The 24,749-nt window shown below is 70.9% G+C and carries 24 protein-coding genes; 13 read left to right on the forward strand and 11 right to left on the reverse strand.

All coding sequences use genetic code 11. The features are described from left to right. Positions 1 to 108 precede the first annotated feature (108 nt). From ACN27F_RS11440 to ACN27F_RS11460, 5 genes are all read right to left on the reverse strand, one after another. Positions 109 to 1,527, reverse strand: coding sequence for a S1C family serine protease (locus ACN27F_RS11440; RefSeq protein ID WP_421433260.1), 1,419 nt, complete (start codon positions 1,525 to 1,527; stop codon positions 109 to 111). A 62-nt stretch (positions 1,528 to 1,589) separates the two neighbouring features. Beyond that, positions 1,590 to 3,161, reverse strand: a complete 1,572-nt coding sequence (locus tag ACN27F_RS11445; protein ID WP_421440122.1) for a sensor histidine kinase — start codon at positions 3,159 to 3,161, stop codon at positions 1,590 to 1,592. Positions 3,162 to 3,175: 14 nt separating this feature from the next. Continuing rightward, positions 3,176 to 3,877, reverse strand: a complete 702-nt coding sequence (locus tag ACN27F_RS11450; RefSeq protein ID WP_421433261.1) for a response regulator transcription factor — start codon at positions 3,875 to 3,877, stop codon at positions 3,176 to 3,178. 90 nt (positions 3,878 to 3,967) lie between these two features. Next, positions 3,968 to 4,915, reverse strand: a complete 948-nt coding sequence (locus ACN27F_RS11455; RefSeq protein ID WP_421433262.1) for a lysophospholipid acyltransferase family protein — start codon at positions 4,913 to 4,915, stop codon at positions 3,968 to 3,970. Continuing rightward, on the reverse strand, positions 4,912 to 5,760 hold the full coding sequence (locus tag ACN27F_RS11460) for a GNAT family N-acetyltransferase (protein ID WP_421440124.1): 849 nt from the start codon (positions 5,758 to 5,760) through the stop codon (positions 4,912 to 4,914). The genes ACN27F_RS11455 and ACN27F_RS11460 overlap by 4 nt, the downstream gene beginning before the upstream one ends. Before the next feature lie 112 nt (positions 5,761 to 5,872). Between ACN27F_RS11460 and ACN27F_RS11465 the strand changes: the two genes are divergently transcribed. The 7 genes from ACN27F_RS11465 to ACN27F_RS11495 all read left to right on the forward strand — a co-directional run bounded on the left by ACN27F_RS11465 (position 5,873) and on the right by ACN27F_RS11495 (position 16,030). Continuing rightward, the gene (locus tag ACN27F_RS11465) at positions 5,873 to 6,607 is read left to right on the forward strand and encodes a hypothetical protein (RefSeq protein ID WP_421433263.1); all 735 of its coding nucleotides are present in this window, start codon (positions 5,873 to 5,875) and stop codon (positions 6,605 to 6,607) included. A gap of 50 nt (positions 6,608 to 6,657) precedes the next feature. Continuing rightward, the gene (locus ACN27F_RS11470; protein WP_421433264.1) at positions 6,658 to 7,569 is read left to right on the forward strand and encodes an ABC transporter ATP-binding protein; all 912 of its coding nucleotides are present in this window, start codon (positions 6,658 to 6,660) and stop codon (positions 7,567 to 7,569) included. Continuing rightward, positions 7,566 to 8,396, forward strand: a complete 831-nt coding sequence (locus ACN27F_RS11475; protein ID WP_421433265.1) for an ABC transporter permease — start codon at positions 7,566 to 7,568, stop codon at positions 8,394 to 8,396. Before ACN27F_RS11470 ends, ACN27F_RS11475 begins: the two co-directional genes overlap by 4 nt. Before the next feature lie 244 nt (positions 8,397 to 8,640). After that, the gene (locus tag ACN27F_RS11480) at positions 8,641 to 12,555 is read left to right on the forward strand and encodes a multifunctional oxoglutarate decarboxylase/oxoglutarate dehydrogenase thiamine pyrophosphate-binding subunit/dihydrolipoyllysine-residue succinyltransferase subunit (protein ID WP_421433266.1); all 3,915 of its coding nucleotides are present in this window, start codon (positions 8,641 to 8,643) and stop codon (positions 12,553 to 12,555) included. Between the two features lie 12 nt (positions 12,556 to 12,567). Continuing rightward, a complete protein-coding gene (locus tag ACN27F_RS11485; RefSeq protein ID WP_421433267.1) occupies positions 12,568 to 12,744 on the forward strand; it encodes a DUF6104 family protein in 177 nt (58 codons plus the stop codon). Positions 12,745 to 12,830: 86 nt separating this feature from the next. After that, the gene (gene pta / locus ACN27F_RS11490; RefSeq protein WP_421433268.1) at positions 12,831 to 14,897 is read left to right on the forward strand and encodes a phosphate acetyltransferase; all 2,067 of its coding nucleotides are present in this window, start codon (positions 12,831 to 12,833) and stop codon (positions 14,895 to 14,897) included. Positions 14,898 to 14,902: 5 nt separating this feature from the next. Beyond that, positions 14,903 to 16,030: an acetate/propionate family kinase gene (locus ACN27F_RS11495; protein WP_421440126.1), complete on the forward strand. Its 1,128-nt coding sequence runs from the start codon at positions 14,903 to 14,905 to the stop codon at positions 16,028 to 16,030. Positions 16,031 to 16,039: 9 nt separating this feature from the next. Here the strand turns inward: ACN27F_RS11495 and ACN27F_RS11500 are convergent, their stop codons facing one another. After that, a complete protein-coding gene (locus tag ACN27F_RS11500) occupies positions 16,040 to 16,207 on the reverse strand; it encodes a hypothetical protein (RefSeq protein ID WP_421433269.1) in 168 nt (55 codons plus the stop codon). 99 nt (positions 16,208 to 16,306) lie between these two features. On the opposite strand from ACN27F_RS11500, the gene ACN27F_RS11505 reads away from it, so the two are divergent. Next, a complete protein-coding gene (locus ACN27F_RS11505) occupies positions 16,307 to 17,332 on the forward strand; it encodes an alpha/beta hydrolase family protein (RefSeq protein WP_421433270.1) in 1,026 nt (341 codons plus the stop codon). Positions 17,333 to 17,364: 32 nt separating this feature from the next. Here ACN27F_RS11505 and ACN27F_RS11510 read toward each other — a convergent pair whose 3' ends face one another. After that, the gene (locus ACN27F_RS11510; RefSeq protein ID WP_421433271.1) at positions 17,365 to 18,315 is read right to left on the reverse strand and encodes a zinc-binding dehydrogenase; all 951 of its coding nucleotides are present in this window, start codon (positions 18,313 to 18,315) and stop codon (positions 17,365 to 17,367) included. A gap of 106 nt (positions 18,316 to 18,421) precedes the next feature. Further along, a complete protein-coding gene (locus ACN27F_RS11515; RefSeq protein WP_421433272.1) occupies positions 18,422 to 18,730 on the reverse strand; it encodes a DUF1707 SHOCT-like domain-containing protein in 309 nt (102 codons plus the stop codon). Between ACN27F_RS11515 and ACN27F_RS11520 the strand changes: the two genes are divergently transcribed. After that, entirely contained in the window at positions 18,714 to 19,604 is an 891-nt protein-coding gene (locus ACN27F_RS11520; RefSeq protein ID WP_421433273.1) for a hypothetical protein, read from the forward strand. The two genes, ACN27F_RS11515 and ACN27F_RS11520, sit on opposite strands and share 17 nt — an antisense overlap. A gap of 205 nt (positions 19,605 to 19,809) precedes the next feature. On the opposite strand, the gene ACN27F_RS11525 is transcribed toward ACN27F_RS11520, so the two are convergent. Both ACN27F_RS11525 and ACN27F_RS11530 read right to left on the reverse strand, forming a co-directional pair. After that, positions 19,810 to 20,976, reverse strand: a complete 1,167-nt coding sequence (locus ACN27F_RS11525; protein WP_421433274.1) for an NAD(P)-dependent malic enzyme — start codon at positions 20,974 to 20,976, stop codon at positions 19,810 to 19,812. A gap of 144 nt (positions 20,977 to 21,120) precedes the next feature. After that, positions 21,121 to 21,432, reverse strand: coding sequence for a S24/S26 family peptidase (locus ACN27F_RS11530; RefSeq protein ID WP_421433275.1), 312 nt, complete (start codon positions 21,430 to 21,432; stop codon positions 21,121 to 21,123). Between the two features lie 116 nt (positions 21,433 to 21,548). On the opposite strand from ACN27F_RS11530, the gene sodN reads away from it, so the two are divergent. Both sodN and ACN27F_RS11540 read left to right on the forward strand, forming a co-directional pair. Next, positions 21,549 to 21,956 (forward strand): superoxide dismutase, Ni, encoded by a 408-nt coding sequence (sodN, locus tag ACN27F_RS11535; RefSeq protein ID WP_421433276.1) that lies wholly within the window; start codon positions 21,549 to 21,551, stop codon positions 21,954 to 21,956. Between the two features lie 205 nt (positions 21,957 to 22,161). Continuing rightward, positions 22,162 to 22,575 carry an ATP-binding protein gene (locus tag ACN27F_RS11540; RefSeq protein ID WP_421433277.1) on the forward strand — a complete coding sequence of 138 codons (414 nt, stop codon included), beginning with the start codon at positions 22,162 to 22,164 and terminating at the stop codon, positions 22,573 to 22,575. A 78-nt stretch (positions 22,576 to 22,653) separates the two neighbouring features. Here ACN27F_RS11540 and ACN27F_RS11545 read toward each other — a convergent pair whose 3' ends face one another. Next, the gene (locus tag ACN27F_RS11545; protein WP_421433278.1) at positions 22,654 to 23,043 is read right to left on the reverse strand and encodes a hypothetical protein; all 390 of its coding nucleotides are present in this window, start codon (positions 23,041 to 23,043) and stop codon (positions 22,654 to 22,656) included. A 42-nt stretch (positions 23,044 to 23,085) separates the two neighbouring features. Here ACN27F_RS11545 and ACN27F_RS11550 point away from each other — a divergent pair, with 42 nt between their 5' ends. After that, positions 23,086 to 24,033 carry a diacylglycerol/lipid kinase family protein gene (locus tag ACN27F_RS11550; RefSeq protein WP_421433279.1) on the forward strand — a complete coding sequence of 316 codons (948 nt, stop codon included), beginning with the start codon at positions 23,086 to 23,088 and terminating at the stop codon, positions 24,031 to 24,033. Positions 24,034 to 24,458: 425 nt separating this feature from the next. Continuing rightward, entirely contained in the window at positions 24,459 to 24,716 is a 258-nt protein-coding gene (locus ACN27F_RS11555; protein WP_421433280.1) for a WhiB family transcriptional regulator, read from the forward strand. Positions 24,717 to 24,749: the final 33 nt, after the last annotated feature.

The following is a 24,749-nucleotide window of genomic DNA, read 5'->3' on the forward strand; positions in this document are numbered from 1 at the left end:
GGGTGGGGTGACCAACCCCCTTGGTCACCCCACCCGCCGCTCTTCCAGGGGAGGCAGGCTCTTTCTCGGGCATCCGGTTTCCCGGGCAGCCGGCTGACGGGCACCCGCTCAGGGTGCTTCGGCGAGCGTGGCGGTAGTGGTCTGTTCCTCGTCCTCACGCTGGTAGGTGATCTCGATCTGTGCGCCGACGTCGCCGGCCTGTACCACCGCGACCAGGTCGTCGGAGTCGTTGACCGGGGTGTCGTCGATCCGGGTGACGACGTCGCCGCGGGTGAGTCCGGCTTGGTCGGCGGGGCTGCCTTCCTCCACCGCCGCGATCACCGCGCCGCCGGTCTCGGAGTCGGTCACGCTGACCCCGAGGTACGGGTGGCTGACCTCCTCGCCGGCCATCAGCGCCTCGGCGACCTCCTTGGCCTTGTTGCTGGGGATCGCGAAGCCGACGCCGATGTTGCCCTCGCCCTGGCCGGAGGTGGCGATCGCGGTGTTGATGCCGATCACCTCACCGGCGGTGTTGACCAGCGCCCCGCCGGAGTTGCCCGGGTTGATCGGGGCGTCGGTCTGCAACAGACCGGACATCGAGGTGACACCGGTGCCACCGCCGCCGAACGGGTTCTGCTGTTGGCTGCCACCCACGGCGATGGTGCGGTCCTGGGCGCTGATGATGCCGGCGGTCACCGAGCCCTGCAGCCCCAACGGGCTGCCCAGGGCCAGCACGGTGTCGCCGACCCGCATCGCGCTGCTGTCGCCGAAGGTCGCCGCCGACAGCCCGTCGACGCCGTCGACCTCGACCACCGCGAGGTCCGTCCGCGCGTCGGTGCCGATCACGGTGCCATCGGCGCTGCTGCCGTCGGCGAAGATCACGCTGACCGAGTCGCCCTGGGCGGACGCGACGACGTGGTTGTTGGTCAGGATGAACCCGTCGGCGTTGAGCACCACCCCGGAGCCCTCCCCGGACCCGGTGGAGATCGACACGACGCTGTCCTGGACGGCGTCGGCGATCTCCGCGAGCGAGGAACGGTCGATCACCGGCGCGGTGCTGCCGGAGCCGCTGTTGCTGGTCTGCACCGCCGGGGTCACCGCGTCATCGTCGAAGGCGGTGACGATGGCGGCACCGGCGACACCGGAGCCCAGCATCAGCAGCACGGCGACGGCCGCCGCCGCGACGGTGCGACCCGCTCGGCCGCCTTGGCGCTGCCCGGCGGCCTGCGGCGGCTGACCGGCGTACGGCCAGCCGACGGTCGGCTCACCCGGTCCGGGTCCATAGCCCGGTCCGGGTCCGTGACCCTGGCCGTAGTCCGGGCCGTGACCGGGGTACGGCTGGACAGCCGGCTGACCGGCGTACGGCTGACCGGCGTACGGATGGTTGGTCGGCGTCCAGCCGGCGGACTGTCGTTCGCCGCCGGGGGCGCTGGTCGGGGCCGCTGCATCCGGTGCTGGTGCCGCTGGTGCTGGTGCCTGCCATGGGTTGGCCGGCGGTTGAGCCGTGCCCGACGGCTCTGCCGGCGGTGTGGTCTCGTGCTCGCTCATGTATTCAGCTTGCCCACTGGCTCTTTGATCCACCTGATTTCCGGCTGAGGTTTTGCTGAAAGTCATGATTCGTTACCGTCGATCAATCCGGTGGCCGCGAGCGGCAGCCGGACCCGGAAGGTGGCACCGTCGCCGGGCCGGCTGTCCACCTCCACGCTGCCCTGGTGGGCGGCGACCAGCGCCGCGACGATGGCCAGCCCGAGCCCGGTGCCGGCCGGGCGCTCGGCGGTACGGGTACGCGACGCGTCGACCCGGTAGAACCGTTCGAAGACCCGTTCGGCCTGTTCACCGGTGAGTCCGGGACCGTCGTCGGCGACCTCGATCACCGCGTACCCGGGCTCGTCGGCGCGCAGCCGCAGGGTCACCGCCGCGTCCGCCGGGGTGTGGTTCACCGCGTTGGCCATCAGGTTGCCGATCACCTGACGCAGCCGGGCGTCGTCGCCGAGCACCACCAGCGTGCCGGCACCGGGGCCGATGTCCAGCTCGATCCGGCGCCGCGGGTCGACCGCCCGTGCCGCCTGCACCGCGTCGCTGACCAGCACCGGCAGCTCCACCGGCGCCAGTTCCAGCGGCCGTTCCCGGTCCAGCCGGGCGAGCAGCAGCAGGTCCTCCACGAGCAGACCCATCCGGGAGGCCTCGTCCTCGATCCGACGCACCAGCCGGGCCGCCTCCTCGGGCGAGGCGGCGGCCGCCCCCTGGCGGTACAGCTCGGCGAACCCCCGGATGGTGGTCAGCGGGGTGCGCAGCTCGTGCGAGGCGTCGGCGACGAACTGGCGCATCCGTTCCTCGGACCGGCGGGCCCGTGCTTCGGAGCGCTGCGCCGCCGTAGCCGCCTCCCGGGCGGCGGACTCGGCCATCCGGGCCGCCCACTCCGATGCCGCCCGGGCGGTGAACGCCGCCTCGATCTGGGTCAACATCGCGTTGAGGGTCCGCGACAACCGGCCCAGTTCGGTCTGCGGCACCCGCACCCCGGGCTCCGGGTCGGGGACCCGGCGGCTGAGATCACCGGCGGCGATCGCCGACGCGGTCTGCTCGATCTCGACCAGTGGCTTGAGGTTGGACCGGACGATCGCCGCGCCGGCCAGCGCGAGCAGCACCACGACCCCGCAGCCGACCAGGATGTCGATCCAGACCAGCCGGCTGACCGCCAAATCGGCGTCGGTCAGGCTCTGCCCGACGGCGATCACCTGGCCGGTGGGCAGCGACGCGTAGAGCATCCGCCAGCGGGGTGCGCCGTCGCTGGCGATGGCGGTGAACGGTTCACCGCGCAGCCGCTCGAACCCGGCCAGGTCGCCCGGCCACTGGGGCAGATCGCCGCGGTCGAGCCGTTCGGTGTCGTACCACGGGGTGCCCGGCACGCCGTCGCCGTCGGTGGCGATGACCAGATAGTCGGTGGGCAGTCGAAGGGTGACCTTGTCCGGCTGCTCCCACGGCGGCCGGCTGGTCACCTGGCCGAGATAGGCCTGCAGCTGGGCGACGTAGGCCCGCAGATCCGAGTCGATCTGCTCGACCAGGTAGCTGCGCAGGAACACCGCCGTGCTCACGCTGATCACCAGCAGGGCGGTGACGACCAGCGCGAGCACCGAGGTGACGAGCTTGACCCGCAGCGGTACGCGGCGCAGCCAGCCGAGCATCGGCGCCGGCGGGTTCACGCCGCCGGTTTACGCAGGACGTACCCGACGCCACGGAGGGTATGGATCAGCCGTGGCTGGGTGTTGTCGACCTTGCGCCGCAGGTAGGAGATGTAGGACTCGACGATGTTGTCGTCGCCACGGAAGTCGTAGTTCCACACGTGGTCGAGGATCTGCGCCTTGGACAGCACCCGGTTGGCGTTGAGCATCAGGTAGCGCAGCAGCTTGAACTCGGTCGGCGACAGCTGCACCCGGTTGCCGGCCCGGTACACCTCGTGGGTCTCCTCGTCCAACTCCAGGTCGGCGAAGGTCAGCCGGGAGGTGACCTGGTCGCCGTTGCCGGTACGGCGCAGCACCGCCCGGATCCGGGCGGTCAGCTCCTCCAGCGAGAACGGCTTGGTGACGTAGTCGTCGCCACCGAGGGTCAGTCCGCGGATCTTGTCGTCGGTCGCGTCGCGGGCGGTCAGGAAGACCACCGGGGTACGGGTACCCGCCTCCCGCATCATCCGGATGACCTCGAATCCGTCGAGGTCGGGCAGCATCACGTCGAGCACCACCAGGTCGGGACGACGGTCCCGGGCGGCGTTGAGTGCGGCACTGCCGCTGGTCGCGGTGGTGACGTCGAAACCGGCGAAGCGCAGACTGGCGGAAAGGAGTTCGAGGATGTTCGGGTCGTCCTCGACGACAAGAAGTCTCGCCTCGGTCTGCGGTGCGGCCATGCCGGCTATCATCCCCGAGGGAGCTGGATCCCGCCTGTAGGACGGCTGACAATCGCCTGAGAGCAAGCTCGGGAGTAGCTGGTGCCCGCCTCAGGCGACGAGGTCGAGGGCCGAGCGGATCGGTCCAGCGGCCGGGTCCGCGAGCCGGGCCAGCGCCCGCCGGTGCGGCACCCGGTCCGGTCGTAGCGGCACCCCGGCGTCGACGGTCACCACCAGGTGACGCAGCGCCAGTATCCGGCGGGCCGACGGCCACAGCGCCTCCTCGCCGATGAAGGCGGTGACGCTGGTCGGCACCGGCACCGGCACCGGCACCGGCGCCGGCACGGGCACCGAGGCCGGCACCGGCCGGCCGGCCGGACGGCTGGCGAAATGGTAGGTCAGCGTCAGCGGAACGACCGGCGCGCCCGCGTCGACCGCGGCCTGGAACAGGGCCGGACGAAACGGCACCGGGTCGCGCCGTCCGGAGGCGCATCCGTCACCGGCCGGGAACCGCTCCATGATGCCGCAGGTCGTCGTGCCCTGCGGGAAGACCGCGACGTGGCTGCCGGCCCGCAGTGCCGCAGCGACCTGCGCGACGGTGCGCGGCAGGGTGCGCGGCCGGTCGCGGTCGATGAACAGGGTGCCACCGACGCGAGCCAGCGACCCGATCATCGGCCATCTGCCGACTTCGCTCTTGGCCAGCATCCGCACCGGTGCGACGGCGAGGATCGCCAGGGTGTCGAGCCAGGAGATGTGATTCGCGGCCAGCAACGCGGGCTGGCGCGGCAACCGGCCGGCCAGGCGCAGCCGTACGCCGAAGGCACGCAACAGGCCGCGCGCCCAGCGGCTGCCCGCCACCGGCCGCAGCCGCCGGGGCAGCACGGGCAGCAGTACCAGCAGAAACACTCCGGTCAGCAGCATGGCGAGCACCCCCGCCAGGCGCAGCACCGGGGTCAGCGGCCCGGCCGCCGGCAGGGTGCCGACCGGGGGCAGGCAACCCGGGCCGCAGCCGGACCGGGGACGCCAGAAGGTTGTCGGGACGGTCAGGGAGGCGTTCATCGGCCCTCCAGGAAATGTCGCAGGTAGCGGGGATCCATCCGGTCCAGCGACAGCAGGACGTACAGGTCCGCGACGGCGAAGTCGGGGTCGTAGGCCGGTTCGCCGCACACCCAGGCCCCGAGCCGCAGGTAGCCACGCAGCAGCGGCGGCATCGGCGTGCGTCGGACGGCGGCCGGCGCGTCCGTAGCCGGCGCGTCCGTAGCCGGCGCGTCCGTAGCCGGCGCGTCCGTGGCCGGCGCGTCCGTAGCCGGCGGTGCGGCTGGCCCCTGCGCCGATGGCTCGGCCAGCCAGGGACGCCGGGGCCGGACCCGCAGCAGCGGCGGGGCCAGATGCGTGTGCCGGACCTGGTCCCACACCGCGTGCGCGGTCGCCCCACCGTCGTGCAGCGGCAGGGAGGCGCAGCCGCCCAGCCACCGCAGGTTGCGTACCTGCATGTAGCGGGCGATCCCGGACCAGATCAGGTTGATCACCGCGCCGGTACGGTGCTCCGGATGCACGCAGGACCTGCCCGCTTCGACCAGATGGGCGTCGAGCAGGCGCAGCGGGCGGGTGTCGAACTCGGAGTCGCTGTACCGGCGTCCGAGCCGGGCCGCCCGCGCCGGCGGCAGCAGTCGGTACGTCCCCACCACCGCCCCGGTGCGCTGCTCCTGGACGATCAGGTGATCGCAGTGGGCGTCGAAGTCGTCGACGTCGCGCCCACCGGGCCCGGTGCCGGCCAGCCGGGCGCCGAACTCGGCCGCGAAGACCTGGTGCCGTAGCCGTTGTGCGGCGGCGACCTGATCGCCGTCCTCGGCGAGCGAAACGGAGTACCCACCGGTCCTGCCCGGCGCGGGGGCGGTCAGCAACATGGCCATGACATGTGTGTAAGGGGTGCCGGAACCGTCGACGTGTCGACCACGGATGGCACCGGTGTCGATCGGGTGAACGCCGGTGGCAGGCTGCTGCAAGGATGGGCGCGTGATCATTCCCGCCCGGTTCAACGGCCCGGCCGGCTCGGCCAACGGCGGATACGCCGCCGGGTTGTTCGCCCAGGCGTGGCCCGCCGCCCGGTCGGTGACCGGGGTCACCGACCCGCCGGTCCGGGTCACCCTGCGCCGTCCTCCGCCGCTGGACACGCCGCTGCGCGCGGTGCCGGTCACACCGGTCCGGCTGCGGATCGAAGTCGACCGGACCGGGTCCGCCGACGACTCCGGCCTGGTAGCCGAGGTCGAACAGGTGGACACCCCGCTCGGTCCGCCGGTCGCCCCGGTGTCACCGCGGCGGGCGGTCGCCGCCGGCGCCGCGTACCCCGGCTTTTCCGCGCACCCGTTTCCCAGCTGCTACGTCTGCGGTCCGCGGCACCCCGACGGCCTACGGATCTTTCCCGGTCCGGTGGGTGACGGGCGCGTCGCAGCGCCGTTTCTGGTGCCCGCGTCCACTACGGTGGCGACCGTCTGGGCAGCGCTGGACTGCCCCGGTGGCTGGGCGGTGCTGGCCCCGGGCCGGCCGTACGTGCTCGGCCGGATGACCGCGACGGTCGCCACGCCGCCGGTGCCCGGTCAGCGGTGCGTGGTGGTCGGCGAACTGGTCGCGGCCAGTGGCCGCAAGGCCGAGGTCCGCACGGCGCTGTACGACCCCACCGGCGGGGTGCTCGGGCAGGCGCGGGCGACGTGGATCGCGGTGGCCGCGCCGGACGCCGGTGCGCCCGCCTGATCGTGACCGGGTCGACGCCGACCGGGTTGACCCTGATGGGAAGGAGTCACATGTCGGACGGACGCATCGTCGTCTCCGGGCTGACGAAGCAGTACCGCAACGTACGGGCGGTCGACAACCTGTCGTTCACCGTGGAGCCCGGCCGGGTGACCGGCTTCCTCGGGCCGAACGGGGCAGGCAAGACCACCACGCTGCGGATGATGCTCAACCTGGTCACACCGACCAGCGGGCACGCCACCATCGGCGGGGCCCGGTACGCGGATCTGACCGACCCGCTGCGGCACGTCGGCGCGGTGCTGGAGGCGTCCAGCGCGCACAAGGGCCGGACCGGCGTCAACCACCTGCGGGTGATCTGCGCCGCGGCTGGCCTGCCACGGGCACGGGCCGACGAGGCGCTGACCATGGTCGGGCTGACCCCGGCGGCCAAGCGCAAGTTCAAGGGCTACTCGCTGGGTATGCGCCAACGGCTGGGCATCGCCGCGGCGATGCTCGGGGACCCACGGGTGCTGATCCTCGACGAACCGGCCAACGGACTCGACCCCGAGGGCATCCGGTGGATGCGGGACCTGCTCAAGAGTTTCGCGGCGCAGGGCCGTACGGTGCTCGTCTCCAGCCATCTGCTGGCCGAGATGCAGCTGCTGGCCGACGATGTGGTGATCATCGCGGCGGGCCGGCTGGTCCGGCACGGACCGGTGGCCGAGGTGATGGCCTCGATGTCCGGCGCCGTGACGGTACGGGTGCGGACCCCGCACGTCGACCGGCTGGTCCCGGCGCTCGACAAGGCCGGCGCCACGGTGGCACCGACGCCGGACGGCGCGTTGCTGGTGACCGGGGTGGACGCCCCGGCGGTCGGCCGGGCCGCGCTGGCCGAGGGCGTGGAACTGCACGAGCTCAGCACCGAACGCCCCGACCTGGAACGGGTCTTCCTCGAACTGACCGGCGCGAAGGCGGCTATCCGATGAACCTGGTACGCAGCGAGTTTCTCAAGATCAGCACAACCAACACCTGGTGGATCTTCGCGCTGATCTACCTGCCGTTGTGGGCGCTGACCCTGCTGGTCAACTATCTGCAGACCAGCGTGCTGGCGGACTCCAGCCGTCTCGGCGAGGTCTCGCCGGCCGACGCCGAGGTGTTCGACGTGATCAGCGAGCCGCCGGCGCTGGCCGCCAACCTCTACACCAACGGTCAGTTCTTCGGCCTGCTCATCGTGATGCTGCTCGGCACGATCGTGGTCACCAACGAGTACTTCCACCAGACCGCGACCACCACCTTCCTGACCACTCCGCAGCGGACCGCGGTGATCCTCGCCAAGCTGGCCGCCGCGATGCTGCTGGGCGCCCTGTTCTGGCTGGTCACGACCGGGTTCAATTTGATCGGCGGCAGCCTGATCATGGTCTCGCTGGACCTGGGTGCACAGCTCGGCACCGGTACGGTGTGGGAGGCGGTCGGGCTCAACGGCCTCGCGTACCTGCTCTGGGCGATCTTCGGGGTCGGCTTCGGCGTGCTGATCCGCAGCCAGCTCGGCGCGACCGTCTCGGCCATCCTGCTCTACCTCGGCGGCTACCTGGGCGCCGCGATCATCCTCAACATCCTGGCGGCCCGGTTCGGTGACTGGATCAGCGACCTACAGGTGATCGTGCCGTCGCTGGCGTCGCAGCTGCTGGTGGCCGGGACCGACGACCTGCCGGGCAGCCCGCCGCGCTGGACCGGCGCGGTGGTGCTGATCGGTTACGCGCTGGTGACCGGGATCGTCGGCACCATCATCACCCGGCGCCGAGACATCTCCTGACGCCGAGGCCGCTGACGCCGGGCCTGACGTCGGGGGCCGCCTCGTCGGGGGCCGCCTCGCCAGGGGTCCGAACCACGGTCGGGGCCGGTGGGACCGACGTTGTGAAAAGTGACACGAGTCGCATGCGACAATGCCGGCCGTCGGAGCACGGCGTAGCCTGGAAGCCGTCCCCGACCAGCGCCCCGATACGTGGTGGCGTCCCCGCGTGACAATCCGACCCGCGTGAAAGAGGCGATTACCGGCCGTGTCAACCCAGCAGACCTCGCAGGAAAACCCGCTGGCGGGTTTCGGCCCGAACGAGTGGATCGTCGATGAGATGTACCAGAAGTATCTCACCGATCCCGGCAGTGTCGACCCGGCTTGGCATGACTTTTTCGCCGACTACCAGCCGGCCCCGTCGGCCGCCGGGTCCGGGCAGTCGGTGACACCGGCGGAGGCTACCGCCGAGGCCGGCGCGGCGACGGCAGCCCGGGTGGGCACGGACGCACCGGCCGCGCGCCCGGTCCGCCAGCCGGCGGACCGCGGCACCACCGCAGCGGTGGGCGCCCCCCCGCCCACGCAGGTGACGAGCGGCCCGACCCGGGCGAACGCGGGCGGCGCGCCGGCCACCGGAACGACGGTGACGAAGACCGCCACGACCAAGGAGGCACCGGCCAAGCAACCGGTTCCGGGCAAGGCGGCCGGCGGCGGTAGAGCAGCCGGTGGCGGTAAGGATGCCGGGGGCAAGGCGACCGCGCCCAAGGCACCGGCCGGCGCGGCAGGTCCGACGGACACCGCCAGCGAAGGCAGCCGACGGACGCCCCTGCGCGGCGTGGCCGCCCGGATCGTGCAGAACATGGACGCCTCGCTCACGGTGCCGACCGCGACGAGCGTGCGGGCGGTGCCGGCGAAACTGCTGGTCGACAACCGCATCGTGATCAACAACCACCTGGCGCGGGGCCGGGGCGGCAAGGTCAGCTTCACCCACCTGATCGGGTACGCGCTGGTCCGGGCGCTCGCCGAGCATCCCGAGATGAACAACTCGTTCGCCGAGGTCGACGGCAAGCCGACCATGGTCGCGCCCGGGCACGTCAACCTCGGCATCGCGATCGACCTGGCCAGGCCGGACGGCTCACGCACCCTGGTGGTGCCGTCCATCAAGGGCTGCGAGCTGCTGGACTTCCGGCAGTTCTGGCAGGCCTACGAGGACATCGTCCGCCGCGCCCGGCGTAACGAACTGACCATGGAGGACTACGGCGGCACCACCATCTCGCTGACCAACCCGGGGGGCATCGGCACCGTGCACTCCCAGCCCCGGCTGATGGTCGGCCAGGGCACGATCATCGGGGTCGGCGCGATGGAGTACCCGGCACCGTACGCCGGCATGTCCGAGGAGACCCTCGCCGATCTGGCGGTCAGCAAGGTCATCACGCTGACCAGCACCTACGACCACCGGATCATCCAGGGCGCGCAGTCGGGCGAGTTCCTCAAGATCATGCACGAGCTGATCCTGGGCGAGCACGGCTTCTACGACCAGATCTTCACCTCGCTGCGCATCCCGTACGAGCCGGTGCGCTGGGTGCGTGACGTGGCGGTCAGTTCCGAGGGCCAGATCAACAAGACCGCCCGGGTCAACGAACTGATCCACGCCTACCGGGTGCGCGGGCACCTGATGGCCGACACCGACCCGCTCGAATTCAAGATCCGCAAGCACCCGGACCTAGACGTGCTGGAGCACGGCCTGACCCTGTGGGACCTGGACCGCACCTTCCCGGTCGACGGTTTCGCCGGCAAGCAGCGGATGAAGCTGCGCCAGATCCTCGGCGTGCTGCGCGACTCGTACTGCCGCCGGGTCGGCGTCGAGTACATGCACATCCAGGATCCGGAGGAACGCCACTGGATTCAGGAGCGGATCGAACGTGGCTACGAAAAGCCCGACGCCGGCGAGCAGAAGCACATCCTCAACCGGCTCAATGCGGCCGAGGCGTTCGAAACCTTCCTGCAGACCAAGTACGTCGGCCAGAAGCGGTTCTCGCTGGAGGGCGGGGAGTCGCTGATCCCGCTGTTGGACGAGATCCTGCAGGCCTCGGCCCGGGCCAACCTGGACGAGGTGGTCATCGGCATGGCCCACCGCGGCCGGCTCAACGTGCTGGCCAACATCGTCGGCAAGCCGTACGAAAAGATCTTTTCCGAGTTCGAGGGCCACCTCGACCCGAAATCCACCCAGGGTTCCGGCGACGTCAAGTACCACCTCGGTCAGGTCGGCAAGTTCACCACCCCGGACGGCGAGTACGGCATCACGGTCTCGGTGACCGCCAACCCGTCGCATCTGGAGGCGGTCGACCCGGTACTGGAAGGCATCGTACGGGCCAAGCAGGACCGCATCGATCTCAAGCTGGAGGGCTACACGGTGCTGCCGCTGCTGGTGCACGGTGACGCCGCGTTCGCCGGCCAGGGTGTGGTCGCCGAGACGCTCAACCTGTCCCAGCTGCGCGGCTACCGCACCGGCGGATCGGTGCACGTGGTGGTCAACAACCAGGTCGGTTTCACCACCGCGCCGGAATACAGCCGTTCCTCGCTGTACTGCACCGACGTGGCCCGGATGATCCAGGCACCGATCTTCCACGTCAACGGCGACGATCCGGAGGCGGTGGTCCGGGTGGCCCGGCTGGCCTTCGAGTACCGCCAGGCGTTCAACAAGGACGTGGTGATCGACCTGGTCTGCTACCGCCGGCGCGGGCACAACGAGGGTGACGACCCGTCGATGACCAATCCGCTGATGTACTCGATCATCGATTCCAAGCGCAGTGTCCGCAAGCTCTACACCGAGGAGCTGATCGGTCGCGGTGACATCACCGTCACCGACGCCGAGGAGCTGCTGCGTGACTACCAGGCCAGGTTGGAGCAGGTCTTCAAGGCGACCCGGGACGCCGCCACCTCGGCCGCCAGCCGGCTACCCAGCCCGCAGCCCGAGCCGGAGCCGGAGGTGGCCACCGCGGTCGACGCCGCGGCCGTACGGGCCGTCGGTGAGGCGCACGTCAACCTGCCGGACGGCTTCACCCCGCACCGACGGATCCAGCAGCTGCTGGAACGGCGCGCCAAGATGGCGGTGGCCGGCGACATCGACTGGGGCTTCGGCGAGATCATCGCCATCGGCACCCTGCTCGCCGACGGGATCACCGTACGCCTGGCCGGTCAGGACTCGCGCCGGGGCACCTTCGTGCAGCGGCACGCCTCGGTGCTGGAGGCCAGGACCGGCGGGGACTACCTGCCACTGTCCAGCCTGACCACCAACGGGTCCCGGTTCTTCGTACACGACTCCCTGCTCAGCGAGTACGCGGCGATGGGCTTCGAGTACGGCTACTCGGTGGAGAACCCGGAGGCGCTGGTGCTGTGGGAGGCGCAGTTCGGCGACTTCGTCAACGGCGCCCAGTCGATCGTCGACGAATTCGTCTCCTCCGGCGAGGTCAAGTGGGGGCAGCGCTCGGCGTTGACCCTGCTGCTGCCGCACGGCCACGAAGGGCAGGGCCCGGACCACACCTCCGGCCGTCCCGAGCGCTACCTGCAACTGTGCGCCGAGGACAACATGCGCATCGCGATCCCGACCACCCCGGCCAACTACTTCCACCTGCTGCGCCGGCAGGCCATCTCGTCCAAGCGCAAGCCGCTGGTCGTGTTCACGCCGAAGTCGCTGCTGCGGCACAAGCTCTGCGTGTCCACCGTGGAAGACTTCACCTCCGGCACCTTCCAGCCGGTGCTGACCGATCCGGTGGCCAACGGCCGACCGGAAGCGGTCAAGCGGGTGCTGCTCTGCACCGGCAAGGTCTACTACGACCTGGTACAGGCCCGGACCGAGCGGCACAGGGTCGCCGGTGGCAACGGGCAGATCGACACCGACGCGGCGATCATCCGGGTGGAACAGCTCTACCCACTGCCGGTGCAGCCGCTGCGGGCCGCGCTGGCGGCGTACCCGAACGCCGAGGACTTCGCCTGGGTGCAGGAGGAACCGGCCAACCAGGGTGCCTGGTCGTTCGTGGCGCTCAACCTGCTGGAGCACCTCGACGGCGTACGGCTGCGACGGATCTCCCGGCCGGCGGCGGCGGCGCCGGCGGTCGGCTCGACCAAGCAGCACGACGTCGAGCAGGCGGCTCTCATCGACGCGGCGCTGCCGCGCCGCTGAGAGGGATCCGACATGTACTTCACCGACCGCGGCATCGAGGAGTTGGCGCAGCGGCGTGGCGAGGAGGAGGTCGCCATCTCCTGGCTCGCCGAGCGGCTGCGTGACTTCGTCGACCTGCACCCGGAGTTCGAGACCCCGGTCGAGCGGCTCGCCACCTGGTTGGCCCGGCTCGACGACGAGGACGACTGAGCCGCCGTACCGGGGGACGCCCGTCCCGGCACGGCCGGGACCAAGGTCACCAGACCGCCACCGCCCCGGCCTTGTAGGTTGGGGCGGTGGCGCGAAGTGTCTACCTGGCCGGCCTGGGTCCCGGTGGTGGCAAGTCCACCGTCGCGCTCGGCCTGGCCGAGCTGCTGTCCCGCCGGGTCGAACGGATCGGGGTGTTCCGGCCGCTGGTCGCCGACGACGGGCCGGACGCGACGCTGACCCTGCTGCGTGAGCGGTACCGGATCGACCTGCCCGAGGACCAGCTGTACGGGGCCCGCTACGCCGAGGCGGCCGAACTGGTCGCCGACGGCCGGCGGGAAGAGTTGATCTCCCAGATCGTCGGGCGGTACCGGGAGCTGGAGCGGCGCTGTCCGGCCGTCCTGGTGATCGGCAGCGACTTCGACGACCCCGGCGACAACGGCGGACTGCCCCGCGAGCTGGCCTTCAACGCCCGGCTGGCCACCGAGTTCGGCAGCGTGGTGGTCGCCATCGTCGACGGGCTGCGTCGCGACACCGCCGAGGTGGCCGGTGCCACCCGCAGCGCGTACCACTCGCTGACCGAGCTCGGCGCGACGGTGCTCGCGGTGATCGTCAACCGGGCCACGACCGCGGTCACAGCGCCGGACCTGCCGGTGCCGGTGTACGCGATCCCGGAGATTCCGGCGGTGTCCGCGCCCACCGTCGCCGAGGTCGCCGCCGCCCTCGACGCCACCGTGCTGGCCGGTGACGATACGGCGCTCGGCCGCGACGTACTCGACTACGTGGTCGGCGCCGCGCACGTGCCGGTGCTGCTCGACCACCTCGTCGACGGTGCCCTGGTGATCACCCCCGGGGACCGGGCCGACCTGCTGGTGGCGGTCGGCGCCGCGCACGCCGCCGGGCTGGTCTCGCTGGCCGGGGTGGCGCTGACCCTCGGCGAGCAGCCCGATCCACGGGCGATGCGCCTGGTCGGCCGGCTCGGTACCAACCTGGCGGTGCTGTCCGTGCCGTCGGACAGTTTCCACGCGGTCGCCGCCGCCGGGCGCATCTCCGGGCGGCCCAGCCCGGCCAATCCCCGCAAGGTGGAGGCCGCGCTCGGCGCCTTCGAGTCCAGCGTGGACACGGCTGAGCTGGCCCGGCGTCTCGACGTCACGCGGTCGGCCCGCGTCACCCCGATGATGTTCGAGTACGAGCTGATCGACCGGGCCCGCGCCGACCGGCGCCGACTGGTGCTGCCCGAAGGCACCGACGAGCGGATCCTGCGCGCCACCGAGATCCTGCTGCGCCGGGGCGTCGCCGAGTTGACTTTGCTCGGCGACGCCGACGAGATCGCCCGCCGGGCACGGGAGATCGGCGTACAGATCGACGGTGCGCGGATCGTCGACCCGGTCACCAGCTCGTGGCGCGACGGCTTCGCCGCCGGCTACGCACAGCTGCGCCGGCACAAGGGAGTGACCCTGGAGCTGGCCCACGACGTGATGGGCGACGTCAACTACTTCGGCACGATGATGGTGCACGCCGGCCACGTCGACGGCATGGTTTCCGGCGCGACGCACACCACGGCGGCCACGATCCGCCCGGCATTCGAGATCATCAAGACGGTGCCGGAGGTGTCGGTCGCGTCCAGCGTCTTCTTCATGCTGCTCGCCGACCGGGTGCTGGTGTACGGCGACTGCGCGGTCAACCCCGACCCGGACGCCGAGCAGCTGGCCGACATCGCGGTCAGCTCGGCGCAGACCGCCGCCCGGTTCGGCATCGAGCCCAGGGTGGCGATGCTGTCGTACTCCACCGGGGCCTCCGGCAGCGGTGACGACGTCCGCAAGGTCGCCACCGCCACCGAACTGGTCCGCAAACGTCGCCCCGATCTGCTGGTCGAAGGCCCCATCCAGTACGACGCGGCGATCGATCCGACCGTCGCCGCGACCAAGCTGCCCGGCAGCGAGGTCGCCGGACGGGCCACCGTCTTCGTGTTTCCGGACCTCAACACCGGCAACAACACCTACAAGGCGGTGCAGCGCTCGGCCGGCGCGGTCGCCGTCGGGCCGGTCATGCAGGGTCTGCGCCGGCCGGTGAACGACCTCTCCCGGGGAGCTACCGTGCCCGACATCGTCAACACCGTCGCGATCACCGCGATCCAGGCCGCCGGTGAGCGCTGATGGACCTGGCCCGCATCCTGGTGCTCAACTGCGGCTCGTCGTCACTGAAGTACCAGCTCTTCGACGGCGACCGGGTCGTCACCAGAGGGATCGTCGAACGGATCGGCGAGCCGGACGGCGGCCCGGCCGACCACGCGGCGGCGCTGCGGCTGGTGGCCGGTCGGGTCGACCTGGCCGGGCTCGCCGGAGTCGGGCACCGGGTGGTGCACGGCGGGGTGCGCTTCGCCGAGCCGACGCTGGTCACCGACCAGGTGGTCGACGAGATCGAGCGGCTGGTGCCACTCGCCCCGCTGCACAACCCGGCCAACCTCACCGGTATCGCCCAGGCCCGGCGGCTGCTGCCGGCGGTGCCGCAGGTCGCGGTCTTCGACACCGCGTTCCACCAGACATTGCCGCCGGAGCAGGCGACCTACGCGATCGACGCCGACAGCGCGGCACGCTACGGCATCCGCCGGTACGGCTTCCACGGCACCTCCCACGCGTACGTGTCGCGGCGCACCGCGGCCGTGCTCGGCCTGGAGCTGGCCGAGGTCAACACGATCACCCTGCATCTGGGCAACGGCGCCAGCGCGTGCGCGGTGGCGGGCGGGCGCAGCGTGGCCACCTCGATGGGTCTGTCGCCGCTGGAGGGTCTGGTGATGGGCACCCGCAGCGGCGACCTCGACCCGGCAATCGTGTTCCACCTGGAGCGTGTCGCCGGTTGGTCCACCGCCGAGGTCGACCGGCTGCTCAACCAGCGCAGCGGGCTGGTCGGGCTGTGCGGTGCCGGCGACATGCGTGAGGTGCTGCGCCGGCGTGACGACGGCGATCCGGCGGCCCGGCTGGCGTTCGACGTCTACTGCGCCCGAATCCGGTTCTACGTCGGCGGTTACTACGCGTTGCTGGGCCGGGTGGACGCGATCGTCTTCACCGCCGGGGTGGGCGAGAACGCCGCCGCGGTGCGCGCTGGCGCGCTGGACGGACTCGGGCAGTTGGGCGTCCTGGTCGACCCGGCCCGCAACGGCGGCGGCTCGGGTGAGCGGCTGATCTCCCCGGACGGCACTCCGGTGGGCGTCTGGGTGATCCCGACCGACGAGGAATACGAGATCGCCAGCCAGACCCGGGCCGTGCTGCGGGAGTCGGCCAGCGGCTGAATCAGCCGCTCAGACGAGCAGCCAGACGGCGAGCACGGCTACGATCACCACCGCGACCGCGATGCCGATGATCAGTGGCAGCCGGGACGGCTGCTCGGGAACCGACGGCGGCTGGGCGGTCTGGAAGGCACGGAACGCCTCGGTGTTGCCGCTGGGGTCGACGTACTCGTCAGGCATGGCGACGACCCTAGCGAAGTCCGGCAAGTGCTGCCATGACCGGCTACCAGCCTGTCGGAACAGTGGCCGACCCGGCGGATGCCCGGTAACAATCGTCCAGTGCCCGCGACCCGTCCCACCGCCCGTCCCGTCGCCGCCGTCGCGCGTCCGCTCGCCGCGGCGCTGACGACGGTGCTGGTCGGGTCGACGACGGTGCTGGCCGGCTGCGGCACCGCGCCCGACGCGGCACCCGGGGCGGCGGCACCGGCGGACGCACCGCTGACGGACGCACCGGCGACGGGCACGCCCTCACCGGTCACGTCGACGACGCCGGCCGGGGCGGCCCCGGGCCGCCCGGCACCGGCGGAGGAGTTCCCGGTCGCCTACCGCACCGTCGACCTCAACCGCGACGGCAACCGCCGGTTGCCGGTGCGGGTCTGGTACCCGGCGGCCGGAGACGCCGTCGCCGACGGACGCTTTCCGGTGGTGCTGTTCAGCCACGGCCTGGGCGGCGTGCCGGCCGACTACCGGGTGGTGTTGGAGCAGTGGGCGGCGGCCGGGTTCGTCGTCGCCGCGCCCACCTACCCGTACACCAGTCAGGGTGGTTCCGGTGGCAACGCGCTCGACGTGCTCAACCAGCCGGCCGACGCCTCGTACGTGCTGGACGAACTGCTCGCGCTCGACGCCCGGCCGGGCGATTCGTTCGCCGGGCGGCTCGACGTGGACCGGGTGGCCGCCGCCGGTCACTCCGCCGGCGGGATCACCACGGTCGGGCTGTTCACCGTCGCCCGCGACGACCGGCTGGACGCCGGCATCGTGTTGGCCGGCAGCGCGCTCGGCGTGGGCACGGCGTTCAGCGGTGCCGCCGCCCCGCAACTGTTCATCCACGGCGAACTCGACGAGGTGGTGTCGTACGCGTCCGGCAAGGCGGCGTACGACCGGGTGCCCTGGCCGAAGGCGATGTTGAGCCTGCCCGACGGCGACCACGGCCGGTCGTTGCTGCAGCCCGGCGATCCGGCCTTCGCGGTGGTCCTCGACACGAGTACCGACTTCCTGCGCTGGACGCTCTACGGCGACGCGACGGCCCGGCAACGGCTCGACGCGGTGCCGCCGGCCGGGGTGGCGATCCTCGACAACCAGCTCTGACACGCCGCCCGGCGTCGTCACGGCCGGACGGGCTACCTGCGGTGGTCCAGCACCAGCTTGCCGAACACCGCGCCGGTCTGCAGCCGGGCGAACGCCTGTCGGATCTCGGTGAAGCCGAACTCGGTGTCGATGGCCGGCCGGATGCCCCGCCGATCGCACAGCGCGACCAACTCGCGCAGCTCGCCGATGGTGCCCATCGACGTACCGAGGATCTCCAACTGCATGGCGAAGACACGGCGCAGGTCGACCGGCGGCCGGTGCCCGCTGGTGGCGCCGGAGACCACGATGCGGGCTCCGGGCCGGGCAGACTTCATCGAATGGTCGAAGGTCGCCTCGCCGACCGTCTCGATCACCACGTCGACCCGCTCGGGCAGCCGCGTACCGGGTACGGCGGCGGTGGCGCCGAGGGCTGCCACCCGTTCTCGTTTGGCGCCGTCCCGGCTGGTCGCGTAGACCCGCTTGCCGAGCGCCACAGCGAGCACCACGGCCGCCGTCGCCACTCCCCCACCCGCGCCTTGGACCAGCACCGACTCGCCCTGCTCGACACGTCCCGTGGTGACGAGCATCCGGTACGCGGTCAGCCAGGCGGTGGGCAGGCAGGCGGCTTCGGCGAAGGACAGCCCCGCGGGCTTGGGTACCAGGTTGGCCCGGGGTACGGCGACCCGGTCGGCGAAGGTGCCGGGATGGCGCTCGGACAGGATCGACCTGCCGCGCGGGTCGTCCGGGTCGGGGATCACCGGATACACGACGACCTCGTTGCCGTCCGGGTCGATGCCCGCCGCGTCGCAACCGAGGATCATCGGCAACTGGTCGGCGGCGAGCCCCACCCCGCGCAGCGACCACAGGTCGTGGTGGTTCAGTGAACTGGCCCGTACCTCGACCGTGGTCCACCCTGGCGTCGGGTCCGGATCGGGCTGCTCGCCGACGCTCAGCGCGGCGAGCGGGTCGGCGTCGTCCAGGGCCGAGGCGAAGACTGCTCGCATGCACCGCACGCTAGCAGCCCCGACGTCCTCGCTGGCGCGATGTCCTCGCTGGTTCGACGTCGGGGCCGGCGGGAGCCGGATCTGTCCGTGCGGTGGGTGGTCCCGCTCAGCGCAGCAGCATGAGTGCGGTGAGTACGACCAGCGCGACCCCGGCGATCAGGAACGCCATGGCCAACTCATGCGACCTGGCCGGGCCGGCCGAGGAACGTCGGTCCGGCTCGACCGGTAGATCCGCCAGGACCGCCGCCAGCTCGCCGTGCGTCCGGGCGCGCAGGGTCCGCTCCACCCGGTCGGCGTGCTCATCGAGACTCAACCGCCCGGCCGAGGTGTGCCGCTCCAGACAGCGCACGACCCGCTCCCGGTCCTCGTCCGAGGCACGCGGTGTTTCCGCTCCTGCGATGAGGCTGCTCGTCATCGAGCGAATCCTGCGTGACCGAGACGGCGTCTGGCGGCAGATCGTGGACGAACGGGACCTGCGGCCGTTGATCAGCCAGATGATCAGCAGCTCGGCGCTGAGCCTCGCGATCTACGGCGCGGTGCTCGGGGCATCGTACGGCTGGCCGCAGATCATCTCCTCGCTGGTCAAGCTGCCGTTGCTGTTCCTGGCGACGCTGGCCATCTGCCTGCCCACCCTGTACCTGTTCAACCTGGTCTTCGGCGCTCGGCTGTCGGTGGTTCAGGCGGTCGCGCTGATCCTGGTGTCGATCACCGTGACCGCCGCGCTGACCCTGGCGTTCGCGCCGGTCAGCCTCTTCTTCCTGGTGACCGCGCAGAGCTACGAGTTCTACAAACTGCTCAACGTGACCATTCTGATACTTTCAGCCATCATCGGCCTCCGTTTCCTGGTGGCGGGCATGCGGGCGCTCAACGACCATCAGCAGCGGGTGGCCATGGCGGTCGTGCCGGCGACACCCGCGACCGTGCCAACGCAGCCGGTGCCGGTGCCGGTAGCGGTGCCGGCGACCGTGCCGACCGGGGCGGCGCCTGTTGCGGCGGCGACCGAGGCCGGGGCGGTCCCAGCGGTGAACGGCATGCCCGACCGGCCCCAACTGCCCGTGCACCCGTCGGCGCGTCACGGTCAGCCACTCGGCACGGCTGCGCAGCGGCCTGCCAGCATGGGTCTCGTCTACATCTGGATCATGCTCTTCGGGTTCGTCGGCACCCAGCTTGCCTGGACGCTACGACCCTTCTTCGGCGACCCCGGCGGGCCGTTCAGTGTGTTCCGCGAGATCGACGGCACGTTCTACGCCGACCTCCTACGTACCATCGGCCGGTTGCTCGGCGGCTGACCAGCGTCTGACGGTGCCGTTGCCACCGGGCGCGGCCCATCCGGGCCGGGCGCGCCCCATCCGGGTCATCAGTCGGGCGTCCACCACGATCGGTTGACGCAGAGCCGGACGACACTCCGGCGCTGGCCCCGCTCTGCATCAACCGATCTTCGGCCTCGGCGTGCTGCAACCCGACCGGTTCCCCGCCCGCCTCTCCCGACCCGGATCAGCGGCGGGCGACTCCTTCCCGGCGGGCAGCGGCGGCGACCGCCGCGGCGACCGCCGGAGCAACCCGTGGGTCGAGCGCGGACGGCACGAATTCCTCCGGCCGGAGCAGATCGGCGACCACGGCGGCGATGGCGTCCGCGGCGGCGACCTTCATGCCTTCGGTGATCCGGGTGGCTCCGGCGTCGAGCGCGCCCCGGAAGACCCCCGGGAAGGCCAGCACGTTGTTGATCTGGTTGGGGAAGTCGCTGCGGCCGGTGGCGACGAGTGCGGCGTACCGGCGGGCGATCTCCGGATGCACCTCGGGCGTCGGGTTGGCCAGCGCGAAGATGATGCCGCCGGGAGCCATGCCGGCGACCGCTGCCTCCTCGATCTGGCCGCCGGAGAGGCCGATCAGCACGTCCGCGCCGACCAGCGCGTCGGCGATGCCACCGGCGCAGCCGGCGGTCATCGCGGCCAGTTCCGCCTTGATGCCACTGAGATCGGCACGGTCGGCGTGGATGATGCCACGCGAGTCGCAGACGACGGTGTTCGCCGGCTCGACGCCACCGGCGACGAGCATCTTGGTCACCGCCACCCCGGCCGCCCCAGCACCGCTGATCACGACTCGCAGCTCCCCGAGCTCGCGGCCGAGCAGGGTAGCGGCGTTGCGCAGCGCGGCGAGCACGACGATCGCCGTGCCGTGCTGGTCGTCGTGGAAGACCGGGATCGGCAACGCCGCGTCGAGCCTGCGTTCGATCTCGAAACACCGTGGTGCGCTGATGTCCTCCAGGTTGATCCCGCCGAAGGACGGGGCGAGCGCGGTGACCGCCGCGACGATCCCGTCGATGTCGCGGGTGTCGAGACAGATCGGCACGGCGTCGACGTCACCGAACTGCTTGAACAGCACGGCTTTGCCCTCCATCACGGGCATCGCCGCCCGGGGGCCGATGTCGCCCAGGCCGAGCACGGCGGTGCCGTCGGTGACGACCGCGACGGTGTGTGACACCCAGGTGTATTCGTCGACCAGGGCGGGGTCGGCGGCGATGGCCTCGCACACCCGGGCCACGCCCGGGGTGTAGGCAAGGGACAGGTCTTCCCGGTCGGCCAGCGCGACCGTGGGGGCGATCGACATCTTGCCGCCCCGATGCAGGTCGAAGACCGGATCAGAGATTGCCACTGTAGACATGGTGACTCCTCAGCCGTCGAGCATGGGAAATGTCGCCGGCTCGGCGCGAGGTCAGCGTTGACCGGCGAGGCGCTGCGGGGGTCACCCGAGTTATGTGACGAGCATAGTGTCACACAGGGTGGCTGACGACGAAGCGGGTCGTACTCACCGGTAACGAAAAAGCCGCGGTCGTGGCCAGTACCGCAGCACGACCCGTCCCCGCACGTCGGCCACCCCGTACGCCCGGGAGTCGTCGACGATCAGCCCGTTGTCACCGCGAATCCACCAACCGCCGTCCTGTCGCCGGATCGCCCGCTTGACGACCAGCAGATCCGGCCGGGTCCGGAAGGTGGCGACCACCACATCACCCGGACGCACCGCCCCGGCACCCTGGCGGACCAGCAACGCGTCACCATGGTGCAATGTCGGGACCATCGACGGCCCGTGCACCAGCACGGCGAACAGCGGGGCCCGCACTTGTACCTCCCCGCGGGTAAGGCGGCCGGATGCGCGATAAGGTCGGCCGGGGAGAACTTTTCCCACCTTACGCGTGCCGGCGATCGTGCCGTCGGCCAACCCTACGGAGGGTCCTGATGCGACTTCCACGCATGCTTACTCCGCGCACGGTGGTCAGCGCCCACTGCGATCTGCCGTGTGGCGTCTACGACCCGGCGCAGGCTCGGATCGAGGCGGAATCGCTCAAGGCGATAGCCGAGAAGTACCAGGCGAACACCGATCCCGAGTTCCGCACCCGGGCCCTGATCATCAAGGAACAGCGGTCCGAGTTGGTCAAGCACCACCTGTGGGTGCTCTGGACCGACTACTTCAAGCCGCCGCACTTCGAGAAGTACCCGCAGCTTCACGTGCTGTTCAACGAGGCCACGAAGCTCGCCGGCGGCGGCGGCGGGACCAAGGCTTCGGTCGACCCGGCCAAGGCCGACGAACTGCTGCAGAAGATCGACGAGATCGCCAAGATCTTCTGGGAGACCAAGCAGGCCTGACGAGCTGCGTCTGACCGGGTGCCCCGGCCGGCACGAGTGCGAGTGCCGGCCGGCGTCCCGGTCGGCCACCCGGCTCGACGAGCGCGTGAACCGCCGGCTCGTCCTGGAGCCTCGCTGGAGGGAGCCGGTGTGGGCAACAAATTGTCGCGGATGAGGCCACGCTGATCGATATCAACCGGTAGAGTCCACGCGGGGGTATGCCGGGATGAGTTCGCTGGTCACACAATCAGAGTCGACGCTCGATGACGACGTCGTGCTACTCACCGTGCCCGCTGATGGCGGCTATCTGAGTGTCCTGCGGACGGCGACGGCCGGACTGGCCGCCCGGCTACAGTTCGCACTCGACGAAATCGAAGATCTGCGCATCGCGGTCGACGAGGCGTGCGCCATACTGCTCGCGGTGGCCGCCCGCGGCGCCGATCTTGAGTGTCGCTTCTCGGTCACCGAGGACGCACTCACCGTCGAGGTCACGGTATCGACCGTACGCGGTGCCAAGCTGCCGCCGGAGCCGTCCTTCGCCTGGCAGGTGCTTCGGGCGCTGACCACCTCCACGACCGCCGCCATCGACGGTGGCCAGGCCAGCATCAAACTCCTCAATCGCCGGTCCGCCGGCCGCTGATCCCGGCACCGGTTCGCCAGCCGGACCCGGCCGGTTCGCCAGCCGGACCGGGCCGCTTCAGTGCCGGCCGGACGCTCGTCAGCGCAGGCCGAACGCCCCGGTGCTGGGTGGGCTCACCAGCAGGACGCAGACCACCAGCCCGAGCACGATCAGCGGCACGCCCAGCCAGGACGAACCACCCACGATCAGGTAGTAGCCGACCGGCAGCAGCATCAACTGCAACACGATGGCGGGCGCCCGCGCCGCGGCGCGACGCCGGTAGAGCAGCCGGGCGAGCAGAGCCAGCAGCGCGGCACCGCCGACCGCGAAACCGGTCACGATGAGTGCCGACGCGAGATCGGTAGCTGTCCCGGCGACGTCCTGATAGGCGAGGTATCCGGCGATCAGACCGAGCGCCACCGCTTCGCCGGCGAGTAACCGGACCGCCCACCGCAGCGTCGCCGGAGTGGGCTGTACGTCACTGGTCACGGCGTCACGATACCCGCGTCGCGGCGCGATACAGTGCCGGCCATGCGGGCCCTCCTGGTGGTCAATCCCAAGGCCACCACCACCAGCGAACGCACCTGGGATCTGATCGTCCGGGCGTTGCGCAGCGAAGTCGACCTGTCGGTGGAGTACACCCGCCGGCGTGGGCATGCGGTGGCGCTCACCCGCGCGGCCGCGGAGGACGGCTTCGACGTCGTGGTCACCCTGGGCGGCGACGGTACGGTCAACGAAGCGGTGAACGGGCTGATGACCTCCGCACCGGCGCTGGCCGCGCCGGCATCGGCCGCGAGCCGGCTACCCGTGCTGGCCGTGGTGCCGGGCGGCTCCACCAACGTCTTCGCCCGCGCCATCGGCCTTCCGCCGCAGTGGTCGGAGGCGACGAGCGTCTTGCTGGAAGGGCTGCGCGCCGGGCGACTGCGGACCATCGGTCTGGGTCGGGCCGATGACCGGTACTTCACCTTCTGCGCGGGCCTCGGTCTGGACGCAGCGGTCATCCGGCAGGTCGAGCGGGCCCGGCTGCGCGGGCGCAAGTCGACGGCCGGCCTCTACCTGCGGTCGATGGTCGGCGAGTTCTTCATCGGCATGGACCGGCGGCACCCGGCGATCCGGCTGGAGCAGCCGGGAGAGCCGACAGAATTGGAGTTGGCCACGGTGGTCATTCAGAACACCGCTCCGTGGACCTTCATCGGAGATCGGGCGATCAACCCGAATCCGGCGGCGTCGTTCGACCTCGGCCTGGATGTGTTGGCCCTGCGGCAACTGCGTGTGCCGAGTACGGCACGCACGATGGCACAGGTGGCGGCGCGGCGGCCGGATCCTCGGGGACGGAAGGTGGTCCAATTGCATAATTTGTCCGAATTTACGCTATCCGCAACTCGACCACAGGCCTTTCAACTCGACGGAGATTATCTCGGAGAACGGCTCAAGGTCCGCTTCACGGCAGTCAGAGAAGCACTTCGGGTCGTGTTCTGACACTCTCCGTAACCAGATGACAACTGCAGAGCGTGACGAGTCAGCCGGGAGACACGTGGCGGAAATGCCTGCAGTGCAGGGCGGACCGTACTACATTGATTCTTGACTGTCGCACTCCGGGTGTCGGTGGGTGTCAGAAAAGGGACAAACAGGTCGTGACGTTGCTCACCCAAGTGGACTTTTTCTGAGCACCACTCTTGACATCACAGGAGTTCGTGAAAGTATTCACAAGCGGACCGATTCACCCGGGACGTTGCCTGGATGCGCTCGCCACGCGGCAGCTCGGAGCAACGTTCCAACAGGCTAACGCCTGCTCACGCGCTGCCGATCCGACAGATGCACTCTGTCGTGGCCGGCCTCGCGGGCGCATAGAGAAAGACCGGAGCATTTACCGCCACCGATCCAGAATGAGGAGTGTTGCCGCCATGGACTGGCGTCACCATGCTGCCTGCCGCGACGAGGACCCGGAGCTGTTCTTCCCGATCGGGACGTCCGGCCCCGCGATCCTGCAGGTCGAGCAGGCCAAGGCCGTCTGCCGGCGTTGCTCCGTGACCGACGAGTGCCTGCAATGGGCACTGGAGTCCGGGCAGGACGCAGGCGTCTGGGGCGGGATGAGCGAAGAGGAGCGGCGCGCCGTCAAGCGTCGCGGCGGACTGCGCGTCCTGCGCGCTCACACAGCCTGACCCCACATCACCACCAACCACGCGACGTCCGAA

The organism is Solwaraspora sp. WMMB335, from assembly GCF_049179075.1.
GTDB lineage: Bacteria > Actinomycetota > Actinomycetes > Mycobacteriales > Micromonosporaceae > Micromonospora_E.